This is a genomic window from Maribacter thermophilus (assembly GCF_001020565.1).
Lineage (GTDB): Bacteria > Bacteroidota > Bacteroidia > Flavobacteriales > Flavobacteriaceae > Maribacter > Maribacter thermophilus.
On the sequence record NZ_LDAS01000001.1, the window covers coordinates 2,213,410 to 2,237,799 of the forward strand.

Below are 24,390 nucleotides of genomic sequence, written 5' to 3' on the forward strand. Positions count from 1 at the left end.
TGCCACACACTCAATATTCATTGTTTGCAGGCTATTTTTGGCACACTTTTGTATTATATCTTTAACATGATGAAAAATATATCTATAATATTATCCATAGTTTTCTTCTCTCAAATGACCTATACACAAGAAACACCAGAATCGTACAATGAGTTATGGTCAAAGGTCTTGAAGTTGGAGAAAGACAATTACACCAAATCAGCTTTAAAAGTAGTGGAGACCATTTATTCCAAAGCGAAAAAGGAACAGCATAACGGTCAGCTTATAAAATCGCTATTATTTTCTTCAAAATACGCCCTAATATTAGAAGAAGACGCCGAGTTATCGATTATAAACAATTTCAATGAAGAAATATCGAAAGCCAAATTTCCTGTCAAAAATATACTGGAAAGTTATTTGGCCGATATGTATTGGCAGTATTTTCAACAGAACAGATATAAGTTTTACAATAGAACGGCCACCGATACCAAAGTGGACAGTACCGATTTTAGGACATGGGACCTAACCACTCTTTTCAAGGAAATAGACACACATTTTAAAAATGCCCTGGACAATCCAGAAGCACTTCAAAAAGAAGGTTTAACCAATTTTAAGGAGATTATAGACCAAGAAGAGGGTTCTGAGACCTATCGTTCCACACTTTATGACCTATTGGCGCATAATGCCCTTAATTTCTACAAAACAGATGAAAATAGCATTACAAGGCCGGCAGACAAATTTGAAATAAATTCTCGTGATATTCTTTGTGATGCATATTCGTTTACCCAATTGGATATACGAACCAACGACGAAACATCGCTACAGGCCAAAGCACTAAAAATATATCAACAGCTGATTGCTTTCCATTTTTCGGACGTGCAATTGGATGCCCTTGTGAATGTAGACATAGAACGATTAAACTACATCTACTCAAAAGCGGTTTTCGAGGATAAGGACACACAGTTTTTAGAAACCCTAAAACAATCTGCCGATAACCTAAAACATCATGAAATTTCGGGGCTTTATAATTTTCAGATAGCACAGATTCTAAAAACCCAAGGAGATAGCTATACTGCAGAAAACACACACAATCAGTGGAAATTAAAAGAAGCCGTTACACTATGCGACCAAGTTATTTCCAACTACCCGAACAGTAGAGGTGCTAAAAAATGCGAGGTATTAAAATCTCACATACTAGCACCATCCCTTCACATTATTGGCGAAAAATACGTACCGAACAATAGTACTTCTCGATTATTGGTAAATTATAAGAATAGAGAAAGACTTGATCTTAAGGTATATTATATTTCGCAAAAACAACTTCAGGAATTAGAAGGTATTTACCAACCCGAAAAAGAACTTTCGTACATCAAAAAACTGAAATTGAACACCTCCTGGTCGGTATCATTAAAAAATGAAGGCGATCATCAACAACATAGCATAGAGATTCCGGTTCCTAAGCTTCCCAATGGTCAATATGTAATTATTGCCACCCCTCAAAAAGAGGCTACGGAAGATGCGGACAATAGTTTTTCCTTTAGTCCTATCCAAGTAACCAATTTGGCACTTGTAGAGACAAGCACACCGGCAGAGCATATCTTTCAGGTTATTGATAGGGAAAATGGTGAAGAAATCAAAAATGCCCAAATAACTGTTACATATAGACACAATTATGGAGATAAGATCCGCTCAAAAACGCTAACGACCGACAAAAACGGCTTTGCCCTTTTAGAACGAGAAAAGAATACCATAGTCATAGAACATTCAAAAATAACCTACAAGGAAGAAACCGCTTTTTTTAAAGGCACCAATATCTACCGGAAACAAGAAAGCAAAACGGAGCCAAGTGTAACTTACAAATGCTTCTTGTTCAAGGACAGAAGCATCTATCGCCCAGGGCAACCCCTATACTTTAAAGGTGTGCTCATCGAAAATTATAAAGGCAATTCAAAAGTTGCTGTGGAAGAATTGCTTACTGTGGAATTACATGATGCTAACGGACAAAAAATAAGTGAACTGGATACCAAAACCAATGATTTTGGCTCATTTTCGGGCGAATTTATAATCCCCAACAATGGATTAACAGGGGGGCATTATATAGAGGTAACAGGGCTTTCTGGCCTTATTAACGAATCTTACTTTTTTAGGGTAGAAGAATACAAACGTCCAAAATTTGAAACCTCTTTTGAACCTGTAACGGAAACTTATAAAGTAAACGACAGTATTACTGTATATGGAAAAGCCATGGCCTTTGCCGGAAGCAATATTACCAATGCCAAGGTGAACTACCGTGTTCAACGCACCATAAATTACCCATACTGGTACTATTGGAGAAAGCCCTATTTTTATGGAGAGGACCAAGAAATAACCCACGGTGAGACCTCGACCGACGAACATGGTAATTTTCAGATAACCTTCAAGGCAATTCCCGACTTAAAATCGGATAAAGACGCTCTTCCTATATTTTCGTACCATGTAACTGCCGATGTAACCGATATTAATGGAGAAACACGCAGCACCCAAACCCAAGTACAAGTGGGATACCATGCTTTGAACGCAACTATATCCGTAAACGATCCCTTGCTCAAGGAAAACGAAGAGAATATCTTTCAGGTTTTCACCCAAAACCTGAACGGACAGGCTGTACCCGCCCAGGGGAACATCAAAATATATAAACTAAAGGCTCCAAACCAGGTAATTAGGCCTAGACCATGGCAAGCACCTGATTACCAATATTGGAGCAAAGAAGATTTTAAGGCACTATACCCCCACGATGCCTATGCCAATGAACATGACCCCAATACCTGGGAAAAAGGAAAGCTTGTATATAAGACCAGTTTTAATACCGAGGACAGTAATGACATCAATTTAAAAAGTATTAAAAAATGGTCATCTGGCCGCTATCTAATTACATTGGAGACCACAGATATCTTTGGACAAAAGGTTACCGCCAAAGCCCAAACCATGATTATGGGTACCAAAGAAAAATCATTGCCCGACAATCAACTTTTTCAAGTAAAAACGGATAAGAATACCTACCGACCCGGTGATAATGCAGAAATTACTTTCTATAGCAACTCAAAAGATATACATATTACCACTTGGATAGAAAAGAACGGAAAACGGACCAACACCAAAATATTGCATATTAACGAAGGGTGTGAATCCATACACGTTCCTGTTACCAAAGAAGACGAAGGAGGCTTTCTTGTTGGATATAGTTTTTCTATTTACAACTCTTTTCAATCTAGCAACGTTCGCATTGCAGTGCCGTACCCAAAAAGTGACCTTGAAATAGAAACCGTCACTTTTAGAGACAAAATGCAGCCTGGAGCAGATGAAAGTTGGAGTTTTAAAATAAAAGGGGAAAAAGGAGAAAAAGTAACCGCAGAACTATTGGCAAGTATGTACGATGCCTCTTTGGATCAATTTGCTTTTCACAGTTGGAATTTTGCCCCGCTGTCTAGGCCGCATTACTACTCTAGTTTCCACACACATGCCAATAACAGTTTTGCCACCTCCCGTTTTAGCGACCATCAAGATATTACCTATAGGTCCCCAAGTATCCCCACAATAAATTATGATCGTTTGGCATGGTTCGGGTTCTATTTCGGGCAACGTACGAATACCCTTTTTGGAATCAATAGAACAACACGTAAAATGGCACAAAACGATATCGCCATGAACGCTCCCAAAATGGACATAATAGAAACAGAAGATGCAGCATTGGAAGAGGTCGTAATCACCGGATCCAGTGTTCCACAGCCAGAAGAAGCAACAACGGAAAGTTCTAAAAATACAGATTTCAATGATGTTCAAATCCGTGAAAATTTACAGGAAACAGCCTTTTTCTTCCCCCATTTAACAACGGACGAACAAGGGAATGTATCGTTCAACTTTACCACCCCAGAAGCACTTACCCGTTGGAACCTTCAATTATTGGCATATACCAAAGACCTTAAATCGGCTATAAAAACTCTTTCTACGGTCACCCAAAAAGAGTTAATGGTGCTACCCAACCCCCCAAGATTTTTAAGGGAAGGAGACACTATATCCATAAGCAGCAAAATATCAAATTTAACAGATAAGACTTTGGAAGGTGTTGGACAATTGGAACTGACCGATGTGGTAACCGGAAAAACCATTGACCATTTATTTCTGAATACCGATAAAAAGCAATCTTTTAAAGTAGATGCAAAAGGCAACACACAATTATCGTGGAGCATAAGCATACCCAAAGCGCTACAGGGGGTAGAATATAAAATCGTGGCCAAGGCAGGGAATTTTAGCGACGGGGAGAAAAATGTACTTCCGGTATTGACCAACCGTATGCTGGTAACCGAAACCTTGCCCATGTGGGCAAGAAAAGACCAAAGTAAAACCTTTGTGCTAGACAAGCTAAAAAACAACACGTCGAGTACCCTTAGCAACCATAAACTTAGTTTGGAAATAACCTCTAACCCCGCTTGGTACGCGGTACAGGCACTACCCTATTTAATGGAGTACCCATATGAATGCAATGAACAAACGTTCTCTAAATATTATGCGAACACCTTGGCAAGCCACATAGCCAATACGAGCCCAAAAATAAAAGCCGTATTTGACCAATGGGCAAATGCAGACGCCTTGGTAAGCAACTTGGAAAAGAACCTAGAACTTAAATCGCTTTTGATACAAGAAACCCCATGGTTACGGGACGCCCAATCTGAAAGCGAACAAAAAAAACGGATCGCCTTACTTTTCAATTTGAACAAGATGAGGAACGAGCAAGCAATGGCCTTACAGAAACTACAAGAGAACCAAATGTTATCGGGAGCTTGGCCATGGTTTAAAGGTGGTCGGGAAAACAGGTACATAACCCAATATATCGTAACGGGTTTTGGACACTTGGACAAACTGACCAAACTACCCGAAAACATCAAAAATTCCATCATAAAAAGTGCCATCAAATATTTGGACAATGAGTTTTTAAAGGAGTACGAGCATATGAAAAAATACTCCAAAGACCTATCCAAAGATCATTTGAGCCATACACAAACTCATTATCTGTACATGAGAAGTTTCTACAAGGACATTAAAACTTCAAAAAAAGTAGCCGAGGTAATGGAATATTACAAAGAGCAGGCTCGCAAGTATTGGCCCAACCGAAATTTATACTCCAAAGGTATGTTGGCTTTGGCCTTACATAGAATGGGCGATTCTGGTACACCTGAAAAAATACTTAGATCTTTAAGAGAAAATAGTATTGTATCCGACGAACTGGGAATGTATTGGAAAGAAAACACGAACTCATGGTTTTGGTACCAAGCACCCATAGAAACACAATCTTTACTAATAGAGGCCTTTTCAGAAATAGAAAACGATATTACAACAATCGACAACCTTAAAATATGGTTGTTAAAAAACAAACAGACCAATCAATGGAAAACAACCAAAGCTACCGCCGAAGCTGTCTACGCGCTGTTGTTACAAGGCAGTGATTGGCTTTCTGTAACCGATGCCGTTGAAGTACAAATAGGCGAAAAACATATAGATCCGGCCGACATTGAAAATATTAAAACAGAGGCGGGTACGGGGTACTACAAAACCTCTTGGGAGACCAATGAAATATCTCCAAAAATGGCCACAGTAAAAATCAGGAAAAAGGGAAAGGGGATTGCTTGGGGAGCCCTATACTGGCAGTATTTTGAGGATTTGGACAAAATAACCACTGCTGAAACCCCACTACAATTGGACAAAAAGCTTTTCTTGAAAAAGAACACCGACATCGGGGAAAAAATAACGGAAATAAATACCAACACCCATTTAGAGGTGGGAGACCTCATCCGTGTCAGAATTGAACTAAGATCAGATAGGGACATGGAGTTTGTTCATATGAAAGACATGCGCGCCGCTGGTTTTGAACCAGTAAATGTAATCTCTCAATATAAATGGCAAGATGGATTAGGATATTATGAAAGTACAAAGGACGCCAGCACCAATTTCTTTTTTGATTACCTGCCAAAAGGAATCTATGTATTCGAATATGACCTAAGGGTAAACAATGCCGGAAATTTTAGTAATGGTATTACGACCGTACAGAGCATGTATGCCCCAGAATTTAGCAGTCATAGTGAAGGGGTCAGGGTTTCCGTATCAGAATAGAAATAAGCTAAAAAGAACATAACTAGAGACTCATCTTATCTTTAAAAAGATACGATTGTCTTCTAGACACCTCTATCTCATCACCATTGGCCATCGTCAACTTTAATTTTCCATTAAACCACGGTACTACATCAACAATATAATTGGTATTGATTATTTGTTGTCTATTGGCCCTAAAAAAATACTTTTGGGGCAATTTCTCCTCTATTTGGTTCAATGATTTATAGAGCATGGGTTTTTCATCCTGAAAAAATACACGGGTATAGTTACCTACAATTTCGAAGTGTGAAATATCACCGATCTTGATCAACCAACATTTTTCACCGTCTTTGATAAAAATCTGACTGTTTCCCGTTAACCGCCGGTTTTCCAAAACTGGTTCTTCTTTTTGTGCATTCAATTTTTCCTCTATCTTTTCAATTGCTTGGGCAAACCGTTTTTCGTTGATCGGTTTTAACAAGTAGTCCAACGCGTTGTATTCAAAAGATTTTATGGCGTACTCATCAAAGGCCGTCGTGAAAATGGTAATGGGTATATGATCCAACATCTCTAATAGTTCAAATCCATCTTTCTCTGGCATATTAATATCCAAAAAAAGCAACTGGGGCCTTGTTTCTTGAATAAGGGTATATGCATCGTCCACATTTTCAGCCTCCCCTATTACCTCTAATTGGGGGTATTTCTTAATTAGCTCCCTAAGCTCGTTACGGGCCAAACGGGAATCTTCAACAATCACAGCTTTTATATGGGTCATGACAAAGGAATTTTTATAGTGGCGACGACCTCTTCATCTACTTCATTAATGGTAAAAGAAGCGCTGGAACCATACAACAACCGTAATCGTTGTCTTATATTTTTGAGACCTAATTGCGTAGAGTCCTCAGCGATTGTAAGTTTACCGGTATTTACTACCTTAATTATCAGATTCTCAGAAGATCTCTCCGTAATCAATTTTATTACTCCCCCAGCTTTTAGATTGGCAATACCATGTTTAGCGGCATTTTCTACCAAAAGCTGTATGATCATCGGCGGAATTTTTATGTCCAAAGTATTTTTGTCTATATTCTTAGCAAAATCCAGTCGATCTTCAAATTGAATTTTAGAAAGGGCGATATAATTATCTACCATATCCAATTCTTCCTCTAAATTAATGGCGTTGACATTGTTCTTGGTCAAAGAATAACGCAACATCTCTGACAACTTTGTCAGCATATCTCTAGATTTCTCTACATCTTCGAGCATTAGCCCTCGAATATTATTTAAGCTATTGAACATAAAATGAGGGTTTATCTGCCCTTTTAAAGTATTCAACTGCGCTTGCCTTAGGGTAGCGTTAAGTTCGGCTCGCTCCACCCTGTTCGCGTTTAATTTTGCCGCAACCTTGACCGAAAGATAAAAAATGGTCCATCCGAAAATGGTAATGAAAGAATTTACGATCATTAGCCCAATACCGAAATTTTTATACATTTCCGGCACCTTTACATCTTCTTCAGAATATTTGCCCATACAATATCCAAACCCATAAGAAAGTGCAAAGTATAGCAAAGAAGCACAGGCTACCCCCAAAAGAATTTTTACTATCTGGTTTTTCTCAAAGGCATCAAAATTTATAATTCCCTTTAAGTATGAACGCAATAAACTTGTTGATACAATACCTATTAAAAAAGTAGAAATTAGACCATAACTAAATACCTTGCTACTTTTATAGCCATCCATATCCGGTGTAAAGGCATATGCGATAAACACTAGACCTCCCCAAGACATTAGCTGAACGATCCAAAAAGATATCGACCATCTGTTTTTTTTAACAAAAGAAGTCATGCTTGCCCAATTTTAAAGCCAAATATAGCGGAATATACTGTTCTTTTTAATTTCATGAATGTTGATGTAGTCCTAAATAAAAATATAGATAATAAGCACTAATAGTATTTTAACGATTGCTATCATAGTACGTTTTTTTTAAATATTGAGATAAATTTAATGGATGGGTCGGTCAAATCGGACCATAATATGATAAGCGGCAAAAAGAGTAATCTAAATGGTTTGCACCAAACCCGTTATTATCATTTTATGGTACGTTTTAACAATTACTTTTCTATTACCAGATTATCACTCTTAGTGTCGTTTGTTACGTCGTTATGTAAAAGGGATACGCCTACCAAAGTCAACCCGGCATATAAAGGAAAGAAATAGTTTGTCAAATTTAAATCTATTGCCACTCCGATAAGTGATATCACCGTTGTTAAAGTTCCAATAATTAATACCGTTAATTTTGTTCTGTCTAAAGTTTTCATGATTATAAGTTTTTAATTGTTTCTAATACGATGTAAAACTAAAGAGCAAATAGGGATAAAATGAATGAATTATGATGAACGGTAGAAAGAAATGACCGAACGGATATTTTGCCTAACTAAAATGTAATAATCTGATTACAAGTAACTTATAAATTAAAAAATAAAATAAAAATAGGCATTTCTTTAGAAAAAACGGTGCTTTACACGTTTTTGGGCCTATTTAAAAACAAATGGATTTTCTTTTGAATCAGTGGTGTTTTCTATTTTTTGGGAGGATACTTTTCAAATATTTTGAAAACCAATTCTTGCATTTTTTCTTCTTTGACAACAGGTGGATCTGATTCTTTAAAAGCACTCTCACTTATAGCCTGCCATATCAACTCATTTTTTTTGGCATCTATAAAATCTATTTGTAGTTCTCTTTTCAGCTTCTGTCCTCCAACGGGAATACCGACAGAGACACCTCCGCCCATACTACGTCCACCCCCTCCGATACCCACACCAACGGTATTTTGGGATCCATCTTCATAAACGGTACTTTTAACATCTATTAAAAGGTCTGATTCTTCAGAAAATTTAAGTCCTTTGCTCTGCAAGGCGATATCCATGGCCCTTAAGAATCTCTTTTCGTCAAGCTCACTTAGTCCTGTTTGCATATCATTGAAATAACCATAGGTACTGTACCCCGAAAAATCGGTTTCCTTTTCATAATCGTAATTAACTTTCACCGCACTGCACGAAGTAATTAACAATATGATCAAAATAAGATTAAAGGGTTTCATTATCAACATTTTATCCTAAGATAAGAAAAAATCAATCTTCTGCCTTCTTATCCACGCTCTTTGTAAGTGCCGATGAAATTATGCCGGTAGGTATGGCCACTATCCCCAGTCCGATCATCAAAATAAAAAAAGTGAACACCTTACCTCCAACGGTCACCGGGTATACATCACCATAACCGACCGTGGTCAATGTAATTATAGACCACCAAAGACTGTCAAAAACAGAAGCAAAATGTTCTGGCTGGGCCTCATTCTCAAAATAATAGATGCCTACGGCAGAAATATAGATAAGAATAAGAGTAACGATCAAGAACAGCACAATCTCTTCTTTTGCCGTGGCTATGGCCCTTGTAAAATGATTGATAGCACGATTATACCTCATCAATTTCAACAATCTAAAAAGGCGCAAGAACCTTAGTGCCCTTAATGACCTTAAATCTATCCCCAAAGCCAGGTAAAATGGCAATATGGCCAAAAAATCGATGATACCATAAAAGCTGAAAACAAATCTTAATTTACGATCCGACACATAGATCCGCAAGAGGTATTCAGCCGTAAACACTACCACGCAAAAAACTTCTATAACCCTTAATACACTTCTTGTTGAAGCTGATAGGTCGGGAACCGTTTCTACAGAAAACGAAACAATGGAAACGAATATTAAAATCTGGATAAAATAGGCAAAGTATCTACTCTTGGGGTTATCGTTTAATTCAACAATATTTTTCAAATACCGTCTCATTATAAAATACTTTTATGCGTTCAACATTTTCCAGAGCCTATCTTTAAGTTCGGTAATTCCGCTCTGGGCAACAGACGAAATAAACATGTAAGGCACTCCCTTTAACTCAATATCGAGCTCCTTTTTCATTTCATCCATTAATTCCTCATCGAGCATATCGCTTTTAGAAATGGCCACCAACCGTTCTTTATCCAATAGTTCCGGATTGTACCTTCGTAGCTCATCCAACAAAATCTCGTATTCTTTACTAATGTCTTTACTATCCGCAGGAATCAAGAACAGCAAGGTTGCATTACGTTCTATATGTCTTAAGAAATAATGACCTAGCCCCTTGCCTTCTGCGGCACCTTCTATAATACCGGGAATATCGGCCATTACAAAACTCTTAAAATCACGGTACTCCACAATTCCAAGATTTGGCTTTAGGGTGGTAAACTCATAATCCGCTATTTTGGGCTTGGCAGAGGTAATTACCGATAATAAGGTAGATTTTCCGGCATTCGGAAAACCGACCAAACCTACATCTGCCAATATTTTCAATTCCAGTAGAAAATAACCTTCTTTGCCCTCTACTCCTGGTTGAGCGTACCGGGGCGTCTGATTCGTTGCCGATTTAAAGTGCCAGTTACCACGGCCTCCCATGCCCCCTTCCAAGGCAATTTTCTCTTCACCATGTTCGGTTATCTCAAACAATACCTCACCGGTTTCAGGGTTCTTTACCACTGTACCAAGAGGTACATCTAAATACACATCTTGCCCATCGGCTCCCGTGCTTCTACTTTTACTGCCATGTTCTCCATGACCGGCCTTAAAATGTTTTTTAAACTTAAAATTCACCAAGGTCCATAGGTTTTGGTTACCACGAATTATAACATGGCCCCCACGTCCACCGTCACCACCATCGGGTCCACCTTTGGTAATATACTTTTCTCGGTGTAGATGCACAGATCCCTTGCCTCCATTTCCAGAAGCCAAAAACACTTTTACATAGTCTACAAAATTACCTTCGGTCATTTTCCCAATTATTTATTAGCCCACAAAAGTACACAATATAGCCATGGGCAATTTAAAAACGATGTAACTTATACCCTTTACGATAAACCCTATATATCTTGGTCTACGTTAAGGGGTCATTAAAATAATACAAGTAGACCAGGTATGCAATGGCGATTATAACCACTACCAGTACAGAAGAACACCCTGTTATAAAACATCCTTTTAATGCATCTTTGGGTCTTATTACTTCTTCTGCCATACCATAAATTAAAAAAAGCGTTCTGTCTTCAACAGAATTCTGCCATGCAGATTTCTTTGGCCCAGAAACCCGGCCCCCTAAAACTAATTAGAAAGAGACTCTATTACTTTGGTCAACCGTTGGGTAATTTCCTCGATAGAGCCTATACCGTTAACACTATGAAACTTGTTTTGTTCTTCATAGTATTCTTTTAAGGGAGCCGTTTTTAGATTATACTCTTCAAAACGGTTTTTGATTTTTTCCACATCTTGGTCGTCAGACCTTCCGCTCACCTTACCTCTTTCCAATAAACGTTCTATCAACACATCATTATTGGCCTCTAAAGCAATAGTGGCATCAACTTTCATGTCCTTTGACTCCAAAAAGTTATCCAAGGCCTCCGCTTGGGCCGCTGTTCTGGGGAAACCATCAAAAATAAAGCCATCTGCATCAGGATTTTTGCAGACTTCATCTTCCAACATTTTAATGGTGACCTCGTCGGGCACCAAATCGCCTTTATCTATATATGACTTGGCCAAGGTACCAAGTTCGGTTCCGTTCTTAATATTATATCTAAACACATCTCCCGTAGAAATATGTTTCAAGTTGTACTTTTCCTTTAAAAATTGGGCTTGGGTCCCTTTACCTGCTCCCGGTTTCCCAAAGAGTACAAGATTTATCATATGTTTTTGGTTTAATTGGTATACTTCTCTTAAATTTCTACCTAGCTCATTATAATCTAGACCGTACCCCACTATAAATTTATCGGGAATATCCAGTCCTACATAATCTATGGCGTATTCTCCATTGTAGACTTCCGATTTGTAAAACAGACTAGCTATCCTAAACTCCTTCACTTTTGTATTGCTGAACAAATGAACGAGTTCTTTTAACGTTCGGCCCGTATCTATAATATCTTCCAAGATAATGACACTACGGCCTTCTATGTTGTCGGGTACGTCTAAAAGGGTTTCAACAATACCTGTAGATGTGAGTCCGTGATATGAACTTAATTTTACGAATGAAACCTCACATGGATGTTGATAGGCCTTTAAAAAATCGGAAACGAACATAAATGCCCCGTTCAACACCCCTACGAAAATAGGGGTCTCGTCTTTATAGTCCACGGCAATATCATCGGCCATACGCTGTATGGCTTGCATAATTTCCTCTTCACTCAGAAAAGGTTTAAAGAACTTGTCGTGTAACTGTATCAATTCTAATTAAATTAATAAGGTTGGCAAATATAGGGTTTTGACCTGTGTTTTTGAAAATTGAGGAATTACATTCTAAGATTTAAGCGTATTTTTGTATCTCATATGGATTATTTTTCTTCAAATTTTAGGCTCGGAATATTAGGGGGAGGCCAATTGGGCAAGATGATGCTCTACGAAACCCGTAAATGGGATATATGGACCAAAGTATTGGATGCATCGCCCGAAGCGCCATCCAAATTGGCTTGTAACAAATTTGTACAGGGCAATTTATTGGATTATGACACAGTGTATAATTTTGGCAAGGATGTAGACGTACTCACCATAGAGATAGAGAACGTAAATCTTGATGCCTTGGAACAGCTGGAAAAAGAAGGAGTAAAGATTTTTCCACAACCAAGGGCCCTTCGCATTATACAGAACAAGGCAAAACAAAAACTCTTTTATGTAGACAATGACATACCTACGGCCAAATTTCTACGATTTGCCTACCTGAGCGAAATAGACGATACCATTCACAATGGCGGGCTCTCTTTCCCTTTTGTATGGAAAGCGGCACAGTTCGGCTATGACGGACAAGGCGTAAAGGTTATCAGAAAAATAGAAGACTTGGAAGGATTACCACCAGGCGAATGTATCGCAGAAAGCATGGTGCCTTTCAAAAACGAGCTTGCCGTTATTGTTGCAAGAAATAATGATGGGGCCATTAAGACCTACCCGGTAGTGGAGATGGAATTTCACCCAGAAGCCAACCAAGTCGAGTACGTTATCTGCCCAGCACGAATAGATAACAAGGTAGCCCAAAAAGCACGGGAACTAGCACTAAAGGTGGCCGAAAAAATTGGACTGACAGGTTTATTGGCCGTGGAGATGTTTCAGACCCAGGAAGATGAAATTCTAGTAAACGAAGTGGCCCCAAGACCACATAATAGTGGACATTACAGTATAGAGGCCAGCTACACCAATCAATTTGAGCAACATATCCGCTGTATCCTAAACCTACCTTTAGGCAAAACAGAAAGTAAGGTTGCCGGTATTATGGTTAACCTCGTTGGCGAAGAAGGCCATGAGGGTGATGTCGTCTATAAAAACATGGACCATATCTTACAAATGAACGGGGTGACCCCACATATATATGGGAAGAAAAAAACAAGGCCTTTTCGTAAAATGGGCCATGTGACCATTGTTGACAAAGACATTGAACAAGCTAGGGCCATAGCCCAAAAAGTAAAGGAAACGATTAAAGTAATCAGTAAATAAATTATGAGCAAAGTAGCCGTAGTAATGGGAAGCACTAGCGATTTACCTGTTATGCAGGACGCTATTGACATCTTAAAAGGTTTTGATATTGAAGTAGATGTCGATATTGTTTCCGCCCACAGAACGCCCGAAAAACTTTTTGAATTCAGCAAAAACGCACACATCAACGGTTATGCGGTAATAATTGCCGGTGCGGGTGGAGCCGCACATCTACCCGGTATGGTTGCATCTATGTCTCCCCTACCCGTAATCGGTGTACCTGTAAAAAGCAGTAACTCCATAGATGGCTGGGATTCTGTTTTATCCATATTACAAATGCCAGGGGGTGTTCCCGTAGCTACCGTAGCTTTGAACGGAGCAAAGAATGCCGGTATCTTGGCGGCCCAAATAATTGGCAGTTCGGACAAATGTATCTTGGACAAAATTATTTTTTACAAAGAAGGCCTAAAACAAAAGGTCATAGAAGGCGCAAAACAAGTTAAGGACAAAAAATAGTACGTTCACTTAAAACTAAGGTGAAAACAACTTTTTCACCACACTTCTACAAAAATTTATAAAATTCATGACGAATCCGTTATTACAGAAATTCGATACCGCACCCTTTTCCAAAATTAAAAACGAACATTTTAAACCTGCCTTTTTACAGGCAATGGAAGATGCGCGTGCAGAAATAAATGCTATCACAGAGAATACAGAAGCTCCTACTTTTGAAAACACTATTGAAGCCCTAGAGTTCTCGGGGCAACAGCTAGATAGGATATCCAGTATTTTCTTTAACCTCAACTCTGCCGAAACCAACGAAGAAATTCAAAAAATAGCCCAAGAAGTATCTCCGCTTCTATCAGAATTTAGTAATGATATTACGTTGAACGAAAAATTGTTCAAAAGAATAAAAACCGTTTACGAACAAATAGATGGCCTAGACCTAAACGTTGAACAAAAGACACTGTTAGAAAAAAAATACAAAAGCTTTAGCAGAAACGGTGCCAACCTGAGCGAAGACAAAAAGAAACGACTTAGGGAGATAGACGCACAACTTTCTAAGCTGTCTTTAAAATTCGGTGAAAACGTATTGGCGGAGACCAACAAATACGAGATGCACTTAACGGATGAATCTGACTTGGAAGGTCTGCCCGAGGGTGCCAAAGAAGCGGCGGCACAACTAGCATTATCAAAAGGAAAAGAGAGTGGTTGGTTAATAACCCTAGACTACCCAAGTTATATTCCGTTCATGAAATATGCCAAGAAACGGTCTTTAAGAAAGGAACTTGCCATCGCCTTTGGTAGCAAAGCCTTTCATGGCGACGAGCTGGACAACCAAGCCAACGTGCTACAAATAGCAAAACTACGTTTTGAGAGAGCCCAATTGTTAGGATACAAAACACACGCCCATTTTGTTTTGGAAGAGCGCATGGCCGAAACCCCCGAAAAAGTACATTCCTTTTTAAACGAACTCTTGGAAAAAGCCAAACCGGCTGCCGAAAGGGAATTTAAACAGTTACAGGATTTTGCCAAAGAATTGGACGGTATCGATTCTCTTGAAAAATGGGACGGCAGCTATTATTCAGAAAAACTGAAACAAAAACTTTATAGCCTGGACGATGAGCAGCTGAAACCCTATTTTAAATTAGAGAACGTTATCAACGGTGTCTTTGAGGTAGCCGAAAAACTCTACGACATACAATTCGAAGAGGTTTTCGACATAGACAAATACCATGAAGATGTAAAAACGTACAGGGTATATGACAAAGACAAAAATTTTATTTCCATATTTTATGCAGACTTTCATCCACGACCAGGAAAACGTGGTGGAGCCTGGATGACCTCGTATAAATCGCAATGGAAAAAAAATGGAGAAAATATACGCCCACATATTTCCAATGTGTGCAACTTTACCCCTTCTACAAAAAGCAAACCTTCGCTATTGACCTTTAACGAGGTAACCACCTTGTTTCATGAATTTGGTCATGGTCTTCATGGTATGTTGGCCAATACGACTTACCCAAGCTTATCGGGTACATCTGTTTATTGGGATTTTGTAGAACTTCCCAGTCAAGTAATGGAAAACTGGTGTTACGAAAAAGAGGCCTTGGAACTTTTTGCCACACACTACGAAACAGGTGAAGTGATTCCGATGGACCTGATTACAAAAATTAAGGATACGGCCACTTTTCAAGAAGGCATGCAAACCCTAAGGCAACTTAGCTTTGGTTTATTGGATATGTCTTGGCATAGCGTAGACCCCACAGACATAAACAATGTAAAAGAACAAGAAACAGAAGCCTTTAAAAACACACAGCTGTACCCAGATACACCGGAGACCTGTATGAGCACCTCTTTCTCACACATTTTTCAAGGTGGTTATTCCTCTGGTTATTATAGCTACAAGTGGGCCGAAGTATTAGATGCGGATGCTTTTGCCTATTTTAAGGAGAAAGGCATTTTCAACAAAGAAGTCGCCAGCAAATTTAAAGAGCACGTACTTTCTAAAGGAGGTACAGAAAACCCTATGGAACTATACAAAAGATTCAGGGGCGCAGAACCAAAAGTAGAAGCATTGTTAGAACGGGCAGGGTTACTGTAGTAACCACTGCTTCGTTTTTTGTCGGCATTAAAGAAAACGGAAAGAGAAACCCCTTAAAATTCAAATTCTGAAAGAATTTGATAATCATTACGACTAGTTGGCATACCAACACAACAAATTAATATGAAAAAATAGGCGAAGAAAATTTTGGGTATACCCTAGCTGGTCATACTAAAGATAAATGTCATAAATTTAAATTTAGAATCACAACCCAATAAAAATTAAAGAGTTACATCTCACTCTTCACAACAAAATTTTTGAAGCAGCACAGCTATGAATCGTAAAAATTAAACATATAAAATAAAATACCTTTACTTTTGACAGCAATTAAAACAAATGGCACCACATCGACTTCAACCAGATAATTGGGTAGACAATTACGCGGATTACCTATACAACTACGCTGTTGGTAGGGTGAGCAATAGTGAAGTTGCCAAAGATTTAGTATCCGAAACGTTCTTGTCAGCTCTTAAATCCGCAAAAAATTTTAAAGGAGACGCGGCCGAAAGAACATGGTTAATCGCCATACTTAAACGAAAAGTAATAGACTATTACAGAAAAATAAACTCCAACAAAGGTAAAGCGGAAGTTAGAATAAGCTATGCTTCGGGCACCGATACCGATGGCGATTGGCTAGAAGAGCAAGTGGCCGACCCTTTTAGTAATTTTGAGAACAGTGCTATAGAAAACGAAGAACTTGGCCTGGCCATACAAAAATGTATCTCAAAATTACCCAAAAAACAAGCCTTGGTATTTAATATGAAAACGATTCAAGGCATTAGTACCGATGATATTTGTAATGAACTGGAAATAAATCCGTCAAACTTGTGGGTGATGATCCATCGTGCCAGAACATCTTTAATGGATTGTTTAAACGAAAATTGGTTTTAACTATGATTTCTTGCGACAAAGCGGCCACTATCTGTAATAAAATTCAATATAAGGAAGCATCCTTATCAGAGAAATTGAAGCTCAGATTGCATTTATTGGTTTGTAAAACATGTAAGACGTTTTCAAAAAAAAATACGGAATTGTCCAAATTATGCGAAAAAGCGAATCTGCACAGTCTTACCGAGCAAGAGAAAACCGCCATTAAAAAGCAGCTTAAAGACAACCCTAAACAACCAAATCCAACAGACATAACCCACCCCACCACAGAATAGGAATACCCTCTACCCAAAAAGAAGCAAAATACTTTGATTGATGTCTTTTGGTAACATACATTAAAGCTCCCAAGCCAAGAAACAAAACTCCCTTCATACATATTTCGCCTGTAGAAACGGTGTCTTTCAACATGGTTGCAAAGAAAAAGACAATTACCATAAAGGCCCCGATTACCTTAGTATTGGCCACACCAAAACGTTGTGGCAATGTTTTCAAAGCAGGATCATCAAATTTTAAGTCCCTTATCTCAAAAGGAACAAGTAATATTAGCACGAACAAAAAACGCTGAAAAGTTTCTACCCAAACATCCCATGTAATGGTGTAGTTAATGTTTACAAAAGGAAGAACAACCGTTGTACCCGCCCATACTAGAGCCACAATAAAAATCTTTAGCCCACCCAAATTCCTCAAATTCTTTGCTCGCGGCAATACGGGCACTGCGTAGAGTCCTGTTAAAAATAGCAACAACAAGATACCTGTCCACACATATGTACTTAAGAAATATCCATGGTACAACCCCAGTACAATGGCTATATAACTTACAATCTGTATGTTTTTTTGATAAGGTGTAGCAACTATAATATACTTCTTTGCCTCCACCCCATACTTTATAAAATTATAACATGCTATGGTTCCAAAAAATATGAACCAAGCAAGATGTTCATCTCCATGAATGTCGAATGTTAAAATAGTAACCTGCGTTAGGGCCAACACCCCAAAAGCAACATGTATACTGGCATTGACATAAAATTCTAAAAAACGTTGCCAAAACTTCATTGTACAAAAATACCCAAACTGTTTATAACCATGGTTTTTGGTTAAAAACTTTCGCTTTCCTTATAACCATACTTATCATTTTTGCGATAATTAATCGCTAATTTTGCACAATTAATTCGAACAACTTATGAAGACTGACGTGTTTGCATCCCGACATATTGGAATAAGAGAGGAAAACCTCCAACACATGCTAGAAACTGTATCCGCAGATAGTTTGGAACAGTTGATTTTTGAAACAATACCGGATGATATTCGATTAAAAGAGCCCTTAGACCTGGAAGCTCCCATGAGCGAACATAGATTCTTGGCACACCTTGAGGCCCTATCCAAAAAAAATAAAATTTTTCGCTCTTATATCGGTCTAGGATACCACGAAAGTCTTACGCCGTCAGCGATCAAAAGAAATATTTTAGAAAACCCGGGATGGTACACGGCCTATACCCCCTACCAGGCCGAAATAGCGCAAGGCAGGCTAGAAGCCTTGTTAAATTTTCAAACAATGGTATCGGATCTTACCGGAATGGAAATGGCCAATGCTTCGTTATTGGATGAAAGTACAGCGGCAGCCGAAGCCATGACCATGCTCTTTGACCTTCGCTCAAGAGATCAGAAAAAAAATAACATTGTTAAATTTTTCGTATCCGAAGAAGTATTGCCCCAAACCATATCGTTACTTAAAACAAGAGCACTACCATTGGGTATTGAGCTTGTTATAGGTAATCACGAGGAGTTCAAATTTGGTTCCGATTTTTACGGCGTCTTGTTACAATATCCTGGTAAATATGGCCAAATTTATGATTACTCCTCTTTTGTAGACAAGGCAAAGGAAGCTGACATAAAAACCGCCGTTGCTGCAGATATTTTAAGTTTGGTATTATTGACACCACCGGGTGAATTTGGCGTAGATGTGGTCGTAGGAACTACCCAGCGCTTTGGAATTCCGCTAGGTTACGGAGGGCCACATGCCGCTTTTTTCGCTACCAAAGAAGCATATAAAAGAAACATACCCGGTAGAATTATAGGTATCACCAAAGACAAGGACGGCAAACCAGCTTTGCGAATGGCCTTACAAACCCGCGAACAGCACATAAAAAGAGACAAGGCCACCTCCAATATATGCACCGCCCAGGTATTATTGGCTGTTATGGCAGGTATGTACGCTGTATACCACGGACCAAAAGGACTCAGATATATTGCCAACAAGGTACACGCAACCACCAAAACTTTGGCCGATTCTTTAGAAAAACTAGGTTACTATCAACTTAATACTTCTTATTTTGACACCGTGGTAATAAAAGCGGATGCCAATGTAGTTAGGCCAATTGCAGAAAAAGAAGAGGTCAATTTCTTATATATAGACGCAGAAACCATTTCAATTTCTATAAACGAGGCAACCTCTATAAAAGACCTTAACCAGATCATTTCCATTTTTGCAAAAGCCAAAGAACAGGAAAGCATACAGGTTGATGGGCTATTGAACGAATCTGCTATTTTAGATCAAGTAAGACGTACATCGCCATTTTTAGAAAATAAAGTATTCAACAGTTATCATTCAGAAACAGAACTAATGCGTTACATCAAAAAACTGGAACGTAAAGATTTGTCTCTGAACCATAGCATGATTTCTTTAGGAAGCTGTACCATGAAATTAAATGCCGCTTCTGAAATGCTGGCATTAAGCAGCGCCAGTTGGGGAAACATACACCCATTTGTACCCGTAGAACAAGCGGAAGGTTATCAAATTGTTCTAAAGGAGTTGGCAAAGGACCTATCTATAATCACAGGCTTTTCCGATACATCTTTACAGCCAAATTCTGGTGCTCAAGGTGAATACACCGGTCTAATGGTAATTAGGGCATATCACAAATCTAGAGGAGAAGAACATAGAAATATCTGTATCATACCCGCATCTGCACATGGTACCAACCCGGCATCTGCTGTAATGGCCGGAATGAAAGTTGTAGTCACCAAAACGGATGAAAAAGGAAATATTGATGTTTCTGACCTTGAAGACAAGGTAAGACTGCACGCCGACAATCTTGCCGCCTTAATGGTTACATACCCATCAACACATGGTGTTTTTGAATCTTCCATTAAACACATTACAAAATTGATTCATGACCACGGAGGGCAAGTGTATATGGATGGTGCCAATATGAACGCCCAGGTAGGATTAACCAATCCTGCAACCATCGGCGCAGATGTATGCCACCTAAATTTACACAAGACATTCGCTATACCCCATGGTGGTGGCGGACCTGGCGTAGGCCCTATTTGTGTGGCTCCTCAGTTAGCACCGTTCTTACCGGGCAACCCTGTAATTAAAACTGGTGGCGAAAAAGGCATAACAGCTGTCTCCGCAGCACCTTGGGGAAGCGCCCTTGTATGCTTAATATCTTACGGATATATAAAAATGTTAGGTTTGGAAGGTTTAACGCAATCTACCAAAATAGCCATATTGAACGCCAATTATATAAAACATCGTTTAAACGGAAAATTCGATGTTCTCTATAGTGGCGAAAAAGGTAGGGCCGCCCATGAAATGATTATCGACTGCAGGCCATTTAAACAAAATGGCATTGAAGTTACAGATATAGCAAAACGCTTAATGGATTATGGTTTTCACGCCCCAACGGTATCTTTTCCAGTAGCAGGAACGTTAATGATAGAACCTACGGAAAGTGAAAGCCTAGAAGAACTGGACCGCTTTTGCGATGCAATGATATCTATAAGAAAAGAGATTGACCAAGCAGTAGCCGAAGACCCTAACAACGTGCTTAAAAATGCTCCGCATACCATGGATATGGTTACCAACGACACTTGGGAATTTCCGTACAGCAGACAGCAGGCCGCTTTTCCTTTACCATACGTTTCAGAAAATAAGTTTTGGCCATCGGTACGTAGGGTGGATGATGCTTATGGAGACCGTAATTTAATATGCACCTGTACCCCTATTGAAGCATATGTAGAAGCATAGACATCACCATAACCATTGTAAACATTGACTTTTGGCCAGATCAGAACCTACAGAGGCTCATATAGCCAAAAAACAATGAACTCTGAACATCGTAAAACTTGTTATGCATGCATAACAAGTTTTGTTTTTTATTATAACTTTTACACTCTAATCATGACAAAAGCATATGAGTGTAAGTATTACCGGTACAGGTAGCTATATCCCCACCAACACTATAGAAAATATAGCTTTTATAAACAATACATTTTTAAACAACGATGGCAGCAAATTTCCTCAAAGCAATGATGTGATCATTCGCAAGTTTGAGGCTATCACAGGCATTAAGGAAAGAAGATATGTCACCAATGACCTAAACAATTCTGATATCGCGTTTATAGCTTGCGAAAAAGCCATAAAAGATGCGGGCATAAACAAGGAAGAAATAGACTATATTATTTTTGCACATAACTTTGGCGACGTCTCCTACGGGCAATCGCAAAGTGATGCCGTACCCAGTTTGGCATCTCGTGTTAAACACAAACTTAAAATCAAAAACCCGAAATGCGTTGCCTATGATATGCTTTTTGGGTGTCCGGGATGGATAGAAGCCGTAATTCAGGCAAATGCTTTTATAAAAAGTGGTATTGCAAAAAAATGCCTGGTAATCGGAGGGGAAACATTATCCAGATTAACAGACCCTTATGACCGTGATTCTATGATTTATGCCGATGGGGCCGGTGCAGTCATTATAGAAAAAACGAATGACGGTAACGGCATTTTGGCCCATAACAGCGCTTCGTTCACCTACGAAGAAGCCTACTTCCTATTTAACGGAAATAGTTATAATAAATCTGAACAGGACACCAAATACATTAAAATGTTCGGGCGTAAAATCTATGAGTTCGCCTTAACGAATGTTCCCCAAGCCATGGCAGACTGCCTAAAGCAAAGTGGCGTCGACATTACCGAAGTAAAAAAAATACTTATACATCAGGCCAATAAAAAAATGGACGAGGCAATCGTCGAGAGGTTTTATGGACTGTATGAAATGGAAGCTCCAAAGGACATTATGCCCATGACAATTGAAAAACTGGGCAATAGCTCCGTGGCTACCATCCCGACCCTATTGGACCGTATTTTAAACGGAAAAATAGAAAATCACCATCTAGACAAGGGCGATGTTATTATATTTGCAAGTGTTGGCGCAGGAATGAACGTCAATGCAATCGTTTACAGAATCTAAAATGTACGAAAACAGTTTTCCGAGCAAAAGATTTAAACATACCCTCGATTTTTTAAAGAAACACGTTTCGCCCAACGAGCGGATTTTAGACTTAGGAGTAGAAAACCCTCTCTCTAAGATCATGCGGTCTGAAGGCTATTCGACAGAAAACACAAAAGGAGAGGATTTGGATAAGGACTTTTCATCGGTTTTAAACTCGGATGCCGACGTCGTTACCGCTTTTGAAATCTTTGAACATCTTTTGGCGCCTTTGAACGTACTATCACAGATCAAAGCAAACAAGTTAGTGGCCAGTATTCCCCTTCGATTATGGTTCTCACCGGCATACAGAAGCAAAACAGACCCATGGGACCGTCATTACCATGAATTTGAAGATTGGCAGTTTAACTGGCTTCTAGAAAAAGCCGGTTGGGAAATAAAGGAAACTAAAAAATGGACCCATCCTGTTAAAAAAATAGGTTTTCGGCCTTTTCTAAGGTTATTTACCCCTAGGTATTATATCGTGTACGCCATCAGAAAAACCGACAATTAAAGGTTTAAAATGGACTACTATGTTATTATTCCGGCACATAACGAGGAGACCTTTATAGGGCTAACCCTCGATAGTATCTTAAAACAAACACTTCGCCCCAAACAAGTAATCGTTGTCAACGACAATTCTACGGATAATACAGAAAAAATTATTGACGAATTTGCTTCTACCCACCCATTCATTACAAAATTAAACACGGCATCCTCTACTCTTCATATGCCGGGGAGCAAAGTTATAAACGCCTTTAAAAAGGGATTGGAATTATTGGATGACAACTTCGCATTTATCGTAAAACTGGATGCCGATATCATCTTACCTAACAACTATTTTGAAAAAATAGCCCATGTTTTTAAAGGAAGACCACAAATTGGTATTGCCGGTGGGTTTATATATGAGAAAGACAACGAGGGTGCCTGGGTACTAAATCATCCTATGAACAAAGACCATATCAGAGGGGCCATTAAGGCATACTCCAAAAATTGTTTTAAAGCCATAGGAGGGCTTAAAAATGCCATGGGATGGGATACGGTAGACGAGCTTCTGGCACAGCACCATGGATTTGAACTTTACACCGACGATACTTTAAAAGTAAAACATTTAAGACCTACCGGAAACGCTTACGACCCCAAGGCAAAACTTTTACAGGGAAAAGCCATGTACACCATGCGCTATGGTTTTTGGATAACCTTTATAGCATCTTTGAAGATGGCCATCAAAAATAAAAAGCTACAAGCCCTATCCGATAACATGTACGGTTACTTTGAAGCCCAAAAAGAAAAAACCCCTTTTCTAGTTTCCGTCCAAGAGGGTAAGTTCATAAGAAAGCTTCGTTGGAAGAATATTAAACAAAAAATTATTGCATAAAAAAACCATTCCTTTTTTAGGAATGGTTTTTTAAATCGTTGTTTCTTTTATCTATCTCTTAGAAACCTAATTCTTTCTTTACGTCCGCTAAAAGGTCTTTTCCTTTTGCTACGATAAGACCACCGCCAGCTTGCGAATCGATTACATAATCAAATCCTTGTTCGGCAGCAACCTTTTCTATGGCCGCTTTTGCCTTTTCCGATATCGGAGCGAACAGTTCGGCCTGTTTCTTTTGAAACTCTTGCTGAGCCGCTTGCTGTGCCTCTCCTATGTTCTTTTCATAACCTTGAAGTTCTGCTGCTCTTTTGTCGTTCTCTTCTTTAGATTTAGAAGCTGCCTCGTTCTGATACTGTGTAAATTTATTACGCAATTCGGTCATGGAAGCTTGTATATCGGCATTATATGTTTCTTGAAGTTTTTTAAGCTCTGCTTCAGCGGCTTTCATTTCAGGCATGGCAGATAATAATTGTGTAACATCTATATGAGCTACTTTACTCTGCGCATTAACAAAACTGGTCGCCGCCACGAACAACATTAAGGCTACCGCAATTTTCTTTACTTGTTTCATGAGTTAAAATTTAATTCTTATTTAAGTATTAATTAATGGTTATTGATTTTACT

19 protein-coding genes are annotated in these 24,390 nt (G+C 38.8%); 9 read left to right on the forward strand and 10 right to left on the reverse strand.

Annotation, left to right across the window (positions count from 1 at the left end):
- Positions 1-69: 69 nt before the first annotated feature.
- Complete coding sequence (locus AB657_RS09625; protein WP_047246296.1) at positions 70-6,123, forward strand: alpha-2-macroglobulin family protein; 6,054 nt, start codon at positions 70-72, stop codon at positions 6,121-6,123.
- Between the two features lie 22 nt (positions 6,124-6,145).
- Here the strand turns inward: AB657_RS09625 and AB657_RS09630 are convergent, their stop codons facing one another.
- The 8 genes from AB657_RS09630 to AB657_RS17855 all read right to left on the reverse strand — a co-directional run bounded on the left by AB657_RS09630 (position 6,146) and on the right by AB657_RS17855 (position 12,392).
- Positions 6,146-6,877 (reverse strand): LytR/AlgR family response regulator transcription factor, encoded by a 732-nt coding sequence (locus AB657_RS09630; protein WP_047246297.1) that lies wholly within the window; start codon positions 6,875-6,877, stop codon positions 6,146-6,148.
- The gene (locus AB657_RS09635; RefSeq protein WP_047246298.1) at positions 6,874-7,944 is read right to left on the reverse strand and encodes a sensor histidine kinase; all 1,071 of its coding nucleotides are present in this window, start codon (positions 7,942-7,944) and stop codon (positions 6,874-6,876) included. Before AB657_RS09635 ends, AB657_RS09630 begins: the two co-directional genes overlap by 4 nt.
- Positions 7,945-8,210: 266 nt before the next feature.
- Complete coding sequence (locus AB657_RS09640) at positions 8,211-8,417, reverse strand: hypothetical protein (RefSeq protein WP_047246299.1); 207 nt, start codon at positions 8,415-8,417, stop codon at positions 8,211-8,213.
- Between the two features lie 260 nt (positions 8,418-8,677).
- On the reverse strand, positions 8,678-9,199 hold the full coding sequence (locus tag AB657_RS09645) for a DUF4136 domain-containing protein (protein ID WP_047246300.1): 522 nt from the start codon (positions 9,197-9,199) through the stop codon (positions 8,678-8,680).
- 31 nt (positions 9,200-9,230) lie between these two features.
- Positions 9,231-9,941, reverse strand: a complete 711-nt coding sequence (locus AB657_RS09650) for an ion transporter (protein WP_052958671.1) — start codon at positions 9,939-9,941, stop codon at positions 9,231-9,233.
- A 12-nt stretch (positions 9,942-9,953) separates the two neighbouring features.
- A complete protein-coding gene (gene obgE / locus AB657_RS09655) occupies positions 9,954-10,955 on the reverse strand; it encodes a GTPase ObgE (RefSeq protein ID WP_047246301.1) in 1,002 nt (333 codons plus the stop codon).
- Positions 10,956-11,058: 103 nt separating this feature from the next.
- Entirely contained in the window at positions 11,059-11,196 is a 138-nt protein-coding gene (locus tag AB657_RS17975; RefSeq protein ID WP_157491667.1) for a hypothetical protein, read from the reverse strand.
- A gap of 83 nt (positions 11,197-11,279) precedes the next feature.
- Complete coding sequence (locus tag AB657_RS17855) at positions 11,280-12,392, reverse strand: adenylate kinase (RefSeq protein WP_084696407.1); 1,113 nt, start codon at positions 12,390-12,392, stop codon at positions 11,280-11,282.
- A 102-nt stretch (positions 12,393-12,494) separates the two neighbouring features.
- Here AB657_RS17855 and AB657_RS09665 point away from each other — a divergent pair, with 102 nt between their 5' ends.
- From AB657_RS09665 to AB657_RS09680, 4 genes are all read left to right on the forward strand, one after another.
- A complete protein-coding gene (locus AB657_RS09665) occupies positions 12,495-13,649 on the forward strand; it encodes a 5-(carboxyamino)imidazole ribonucleotide synthase (RefSeq protein ID WP_047246302.1) in 1,155 nt (384 codons plus the stop codon).
- Between the two features lie 3 nt (positions 13,650-13,652).
- Entirely contained in the window at positions 13,653-14,144 is a 492-nt protein-coding gene (gene purE, locus AB657_RS09670) for a 5-(carboxyamino)imidazole ribonucleotide mutase (protein WP_047246303.1), read from the forward strand.
- Between the two features lie 67 nt (positions 14,145-14,211).
- Positions 14,212-16,233, forward strand: a complete 2,022-nt coding sequence (locus AB657_RS09675; protein WP_047246304.1) for a M3 family metallopeptidase — start codon at positions 14,212-14,214, stop codon at positions 16,231-16,233.
- Between the two features lie 336 nt (positions 16,234-16,569).
- Positions 16,570-17,124 (forward strand): sigma-70 family RNA polymerase sigma factor, encoded by a 555-nt coding sequence (locus AB657_RS09680; protein WP_047246305.1) that lies wholly within the window; start codon positions 16,570-16,572, stop codon positions 17,122-17,124.
- Between the two features lie 225 nt (positions 17,125-17,349).
- Here the strand turns inward: AB657_RS09680 and AB657_RS09690 are convergent, their stop codons facing one another.
- A complete protein-coding gene (locus AB657_RS09690; protein ID WP_047246307.1) occupies positions 17,350-18,174 on the reverse strand; it encodes a UbiA prenyltransferase family protein in 825 nt (274 codons plus the stop codon).
- Between the two features lie 127 nt (positions 18,175-18,301).
- On the opposite strand from AB657_RS09690, the gene gcvP reads away from it, so the two are divergent.
- From gcvP to AB657_RS09710, 4 genes are all read left to right on the forward strand, one after another.
- The gene (gene gcvP / locus AB657_RS09695) at positions 18,302-21,151 is read left to right on the forward strand and encodes an aminomethyl-transferring glycine dehydrogenase (protein WP_047246308.1); all 2,850 of its coding nucleotides are present in this window, start codon (positions 18,302-18,304) and stop codon (positions 21,149-21,151) included.
- 166 nt (positions 21,152-21,317) lie between these two features.
- Positions 21,318-22,373 (forward strand): 3-oxoacyl-ACP synthase III family protein, encoded by a 1,056-nt coding sequence (locus tag AB657_RS09700; RefSeq protein WP_047246309.1) that lies wholly within the window; start codon positions 21,318-21,320, stop codon positions 22,371-22,373.
- 1 nt (position 22,374) lies between these two features.
- Positions 22,375-22,905 (forward strand): class I SAM-dependent methyltransferase, encoded by a 531-nt coding sequence (locus AB657_RS09705; protein WP_047247913.1) that lies wholly within the window; start codon positions 22,375-22,377, stop codon positions 22,903-22,905.
- Positions 22,906-22,914: 9 nt separating this feature from the next.
- Positions 22,915-23,769: a glycosyltransferase family 2 protein gene (locus AB657_RS09710; RefSeq protein ID WP_047246310.1), complete on the forward strand. Its 855-nt coding sequence runs from the start codon at positions 22,915-22,917 to the stop codon at positions 23,767-23,769.
- A 58-nt stretch (positions 23,770-23,827) separates the two neighbouring features.
- Here the strand turns inward: AB657_RS09710 and AB657_RS09715 are convergent, their stop codons facing one another.
- Positions 23,828-24,337, reverse strand: coding sequence for an OmpH family outer membrane protein (locus AB657_RS09715; protein WP_047246311.1), 510 nt, complete (start codon positions 24,335-24,337; stop codon positions 23,828-23,830).
- Positions 24,338-24,390: the final 53 nt, after the last annotated feature.

Excerpts from the sequence above, each read along its gene's own strand:
- AB657_RS09650 (WP_052958671.1), bottom strand. The coding sequence starts at position 9,941 with ATGAGACGGTATTTGAAAAATATTGTTGAATTAAACGATAACCCCAAG.
- AB657_RS09640 (WP_047246299.1), bottom strand. The coding sequence starts at position 8,417 with ATGAAAACTTTAGACAGAACAAAATTAACGGTATTAATTATTGGAACT.
- AB657_RS09700 (WP_047246309.1), top strand. The coding sequence starts at position 21,318 with ATGAGTGTAAGTATTACCGGTACAGGTAGCTATATCCCCACCAACACT.
- AB657_RS09645 (WP_047246300.1), bottom strand. The coding sequence starts at position 9,199 with ATGAAACCCTTTAATCTTATTTTGATCATATTGTTAATTACTTCGTGC.
- AB657_RS09710 (WP_047246310.1), top strand. The coding sequence starts at position 22,915 with ATGGACTACTATGTTATTATTCCGGCACATAACGAGGAGACCTTTATA.
- AB657_RS17975 (WP_157491667.1), bottom strand. The coding sequence starts at position 11,196 with ATGGCAGAAGAAGTAATAAGACCCAAAGATGCATTAAAAGGATGTTTT.
- gcvP (WP_047246308.1), top strand. The coding sequence starts at position 18,302 with ATGAAGACTGACGTGTTTGCATCCCGACATATTGGAATAAGAGAGGAA.
- AB657_RS09690 (WP_047246307.1), bottom strand. The coding sequence starts at position 18,174 with ATGAAGTTTTGGCAACGTTTTTTAGAATTTTATGTCAATGCCAGTATA.
- AB657_RS09665 (WP_047246302.1), top strand. The coding sequence starts at position 12,495 with ATGGATTATTTTTCTTCAAATTTTAGGCTCGGAATATTAGGGGGAGGC.
- purE (WP_047246303.1), top strand. The coding sequence starts at position 13,653 with ATGAGCAAAGTAGCCGTAGTAATGGGAAGCACTAGCGATTTACCTGTT.
- AB657_RS09675 (WP_047246304.1), top strand. The coding sequence starts at position 14,212 with ATGACGAATCCGTTATTACAGAAATTCGATACCGCACCCTTTTCCAAA.
- AB657_RS09705 (WP_047247913.1), top strand. The coding sequence starts at position 22,375 with ATGTACGAAAACAGTTTTCCGAGCAAAAGATTTAAACATACCCTCGAT.
- obgE (WP_047246301.1), bottom strand. The coding sequence starts at position 10,955 with ATGACCGAAGGTAATTTTGTAGACTATGTAAAAGTGTTTTTGGCTTCT.
- AB657_RS09635 (WP_047246298.1), bottom strand. The coding sequence starts at position 7,944 with ATGACTTCTTTTGTTAAAAAAAACAGATGGTCGATATCTTTTTGGATC.
- AB657_RS09680 (WP_047246305.1), top strand. The coding sequence starts at position 16,570 with ATGGCACCACATCGACTTCAACCAGATAATTGGGTAGACAATTACGCG.
- AB657_RS09630 (WP_047246297.1), bottom strand. The coding sequence starts at position 6,877 with ATGACCCATATAAAAGCTGTGATTGTTGAAGATTCCCGTTTGGCCCGT.
- AB657_RS09625 (WP_047246296.1), top strand. The coding sequence starts at position 70 with ATGAAAAATATATCTATAATATTATCCATAGTTTTCTTCTCTCAAATG.
- AB657_RS09715 (WP_047246311.1), bottom strand. The coding sequence starts at position 24,337 with ATGAAACAAGTAAAGAAAATTGCGGTAGCCTTAATGTTGTTCGTGGCG.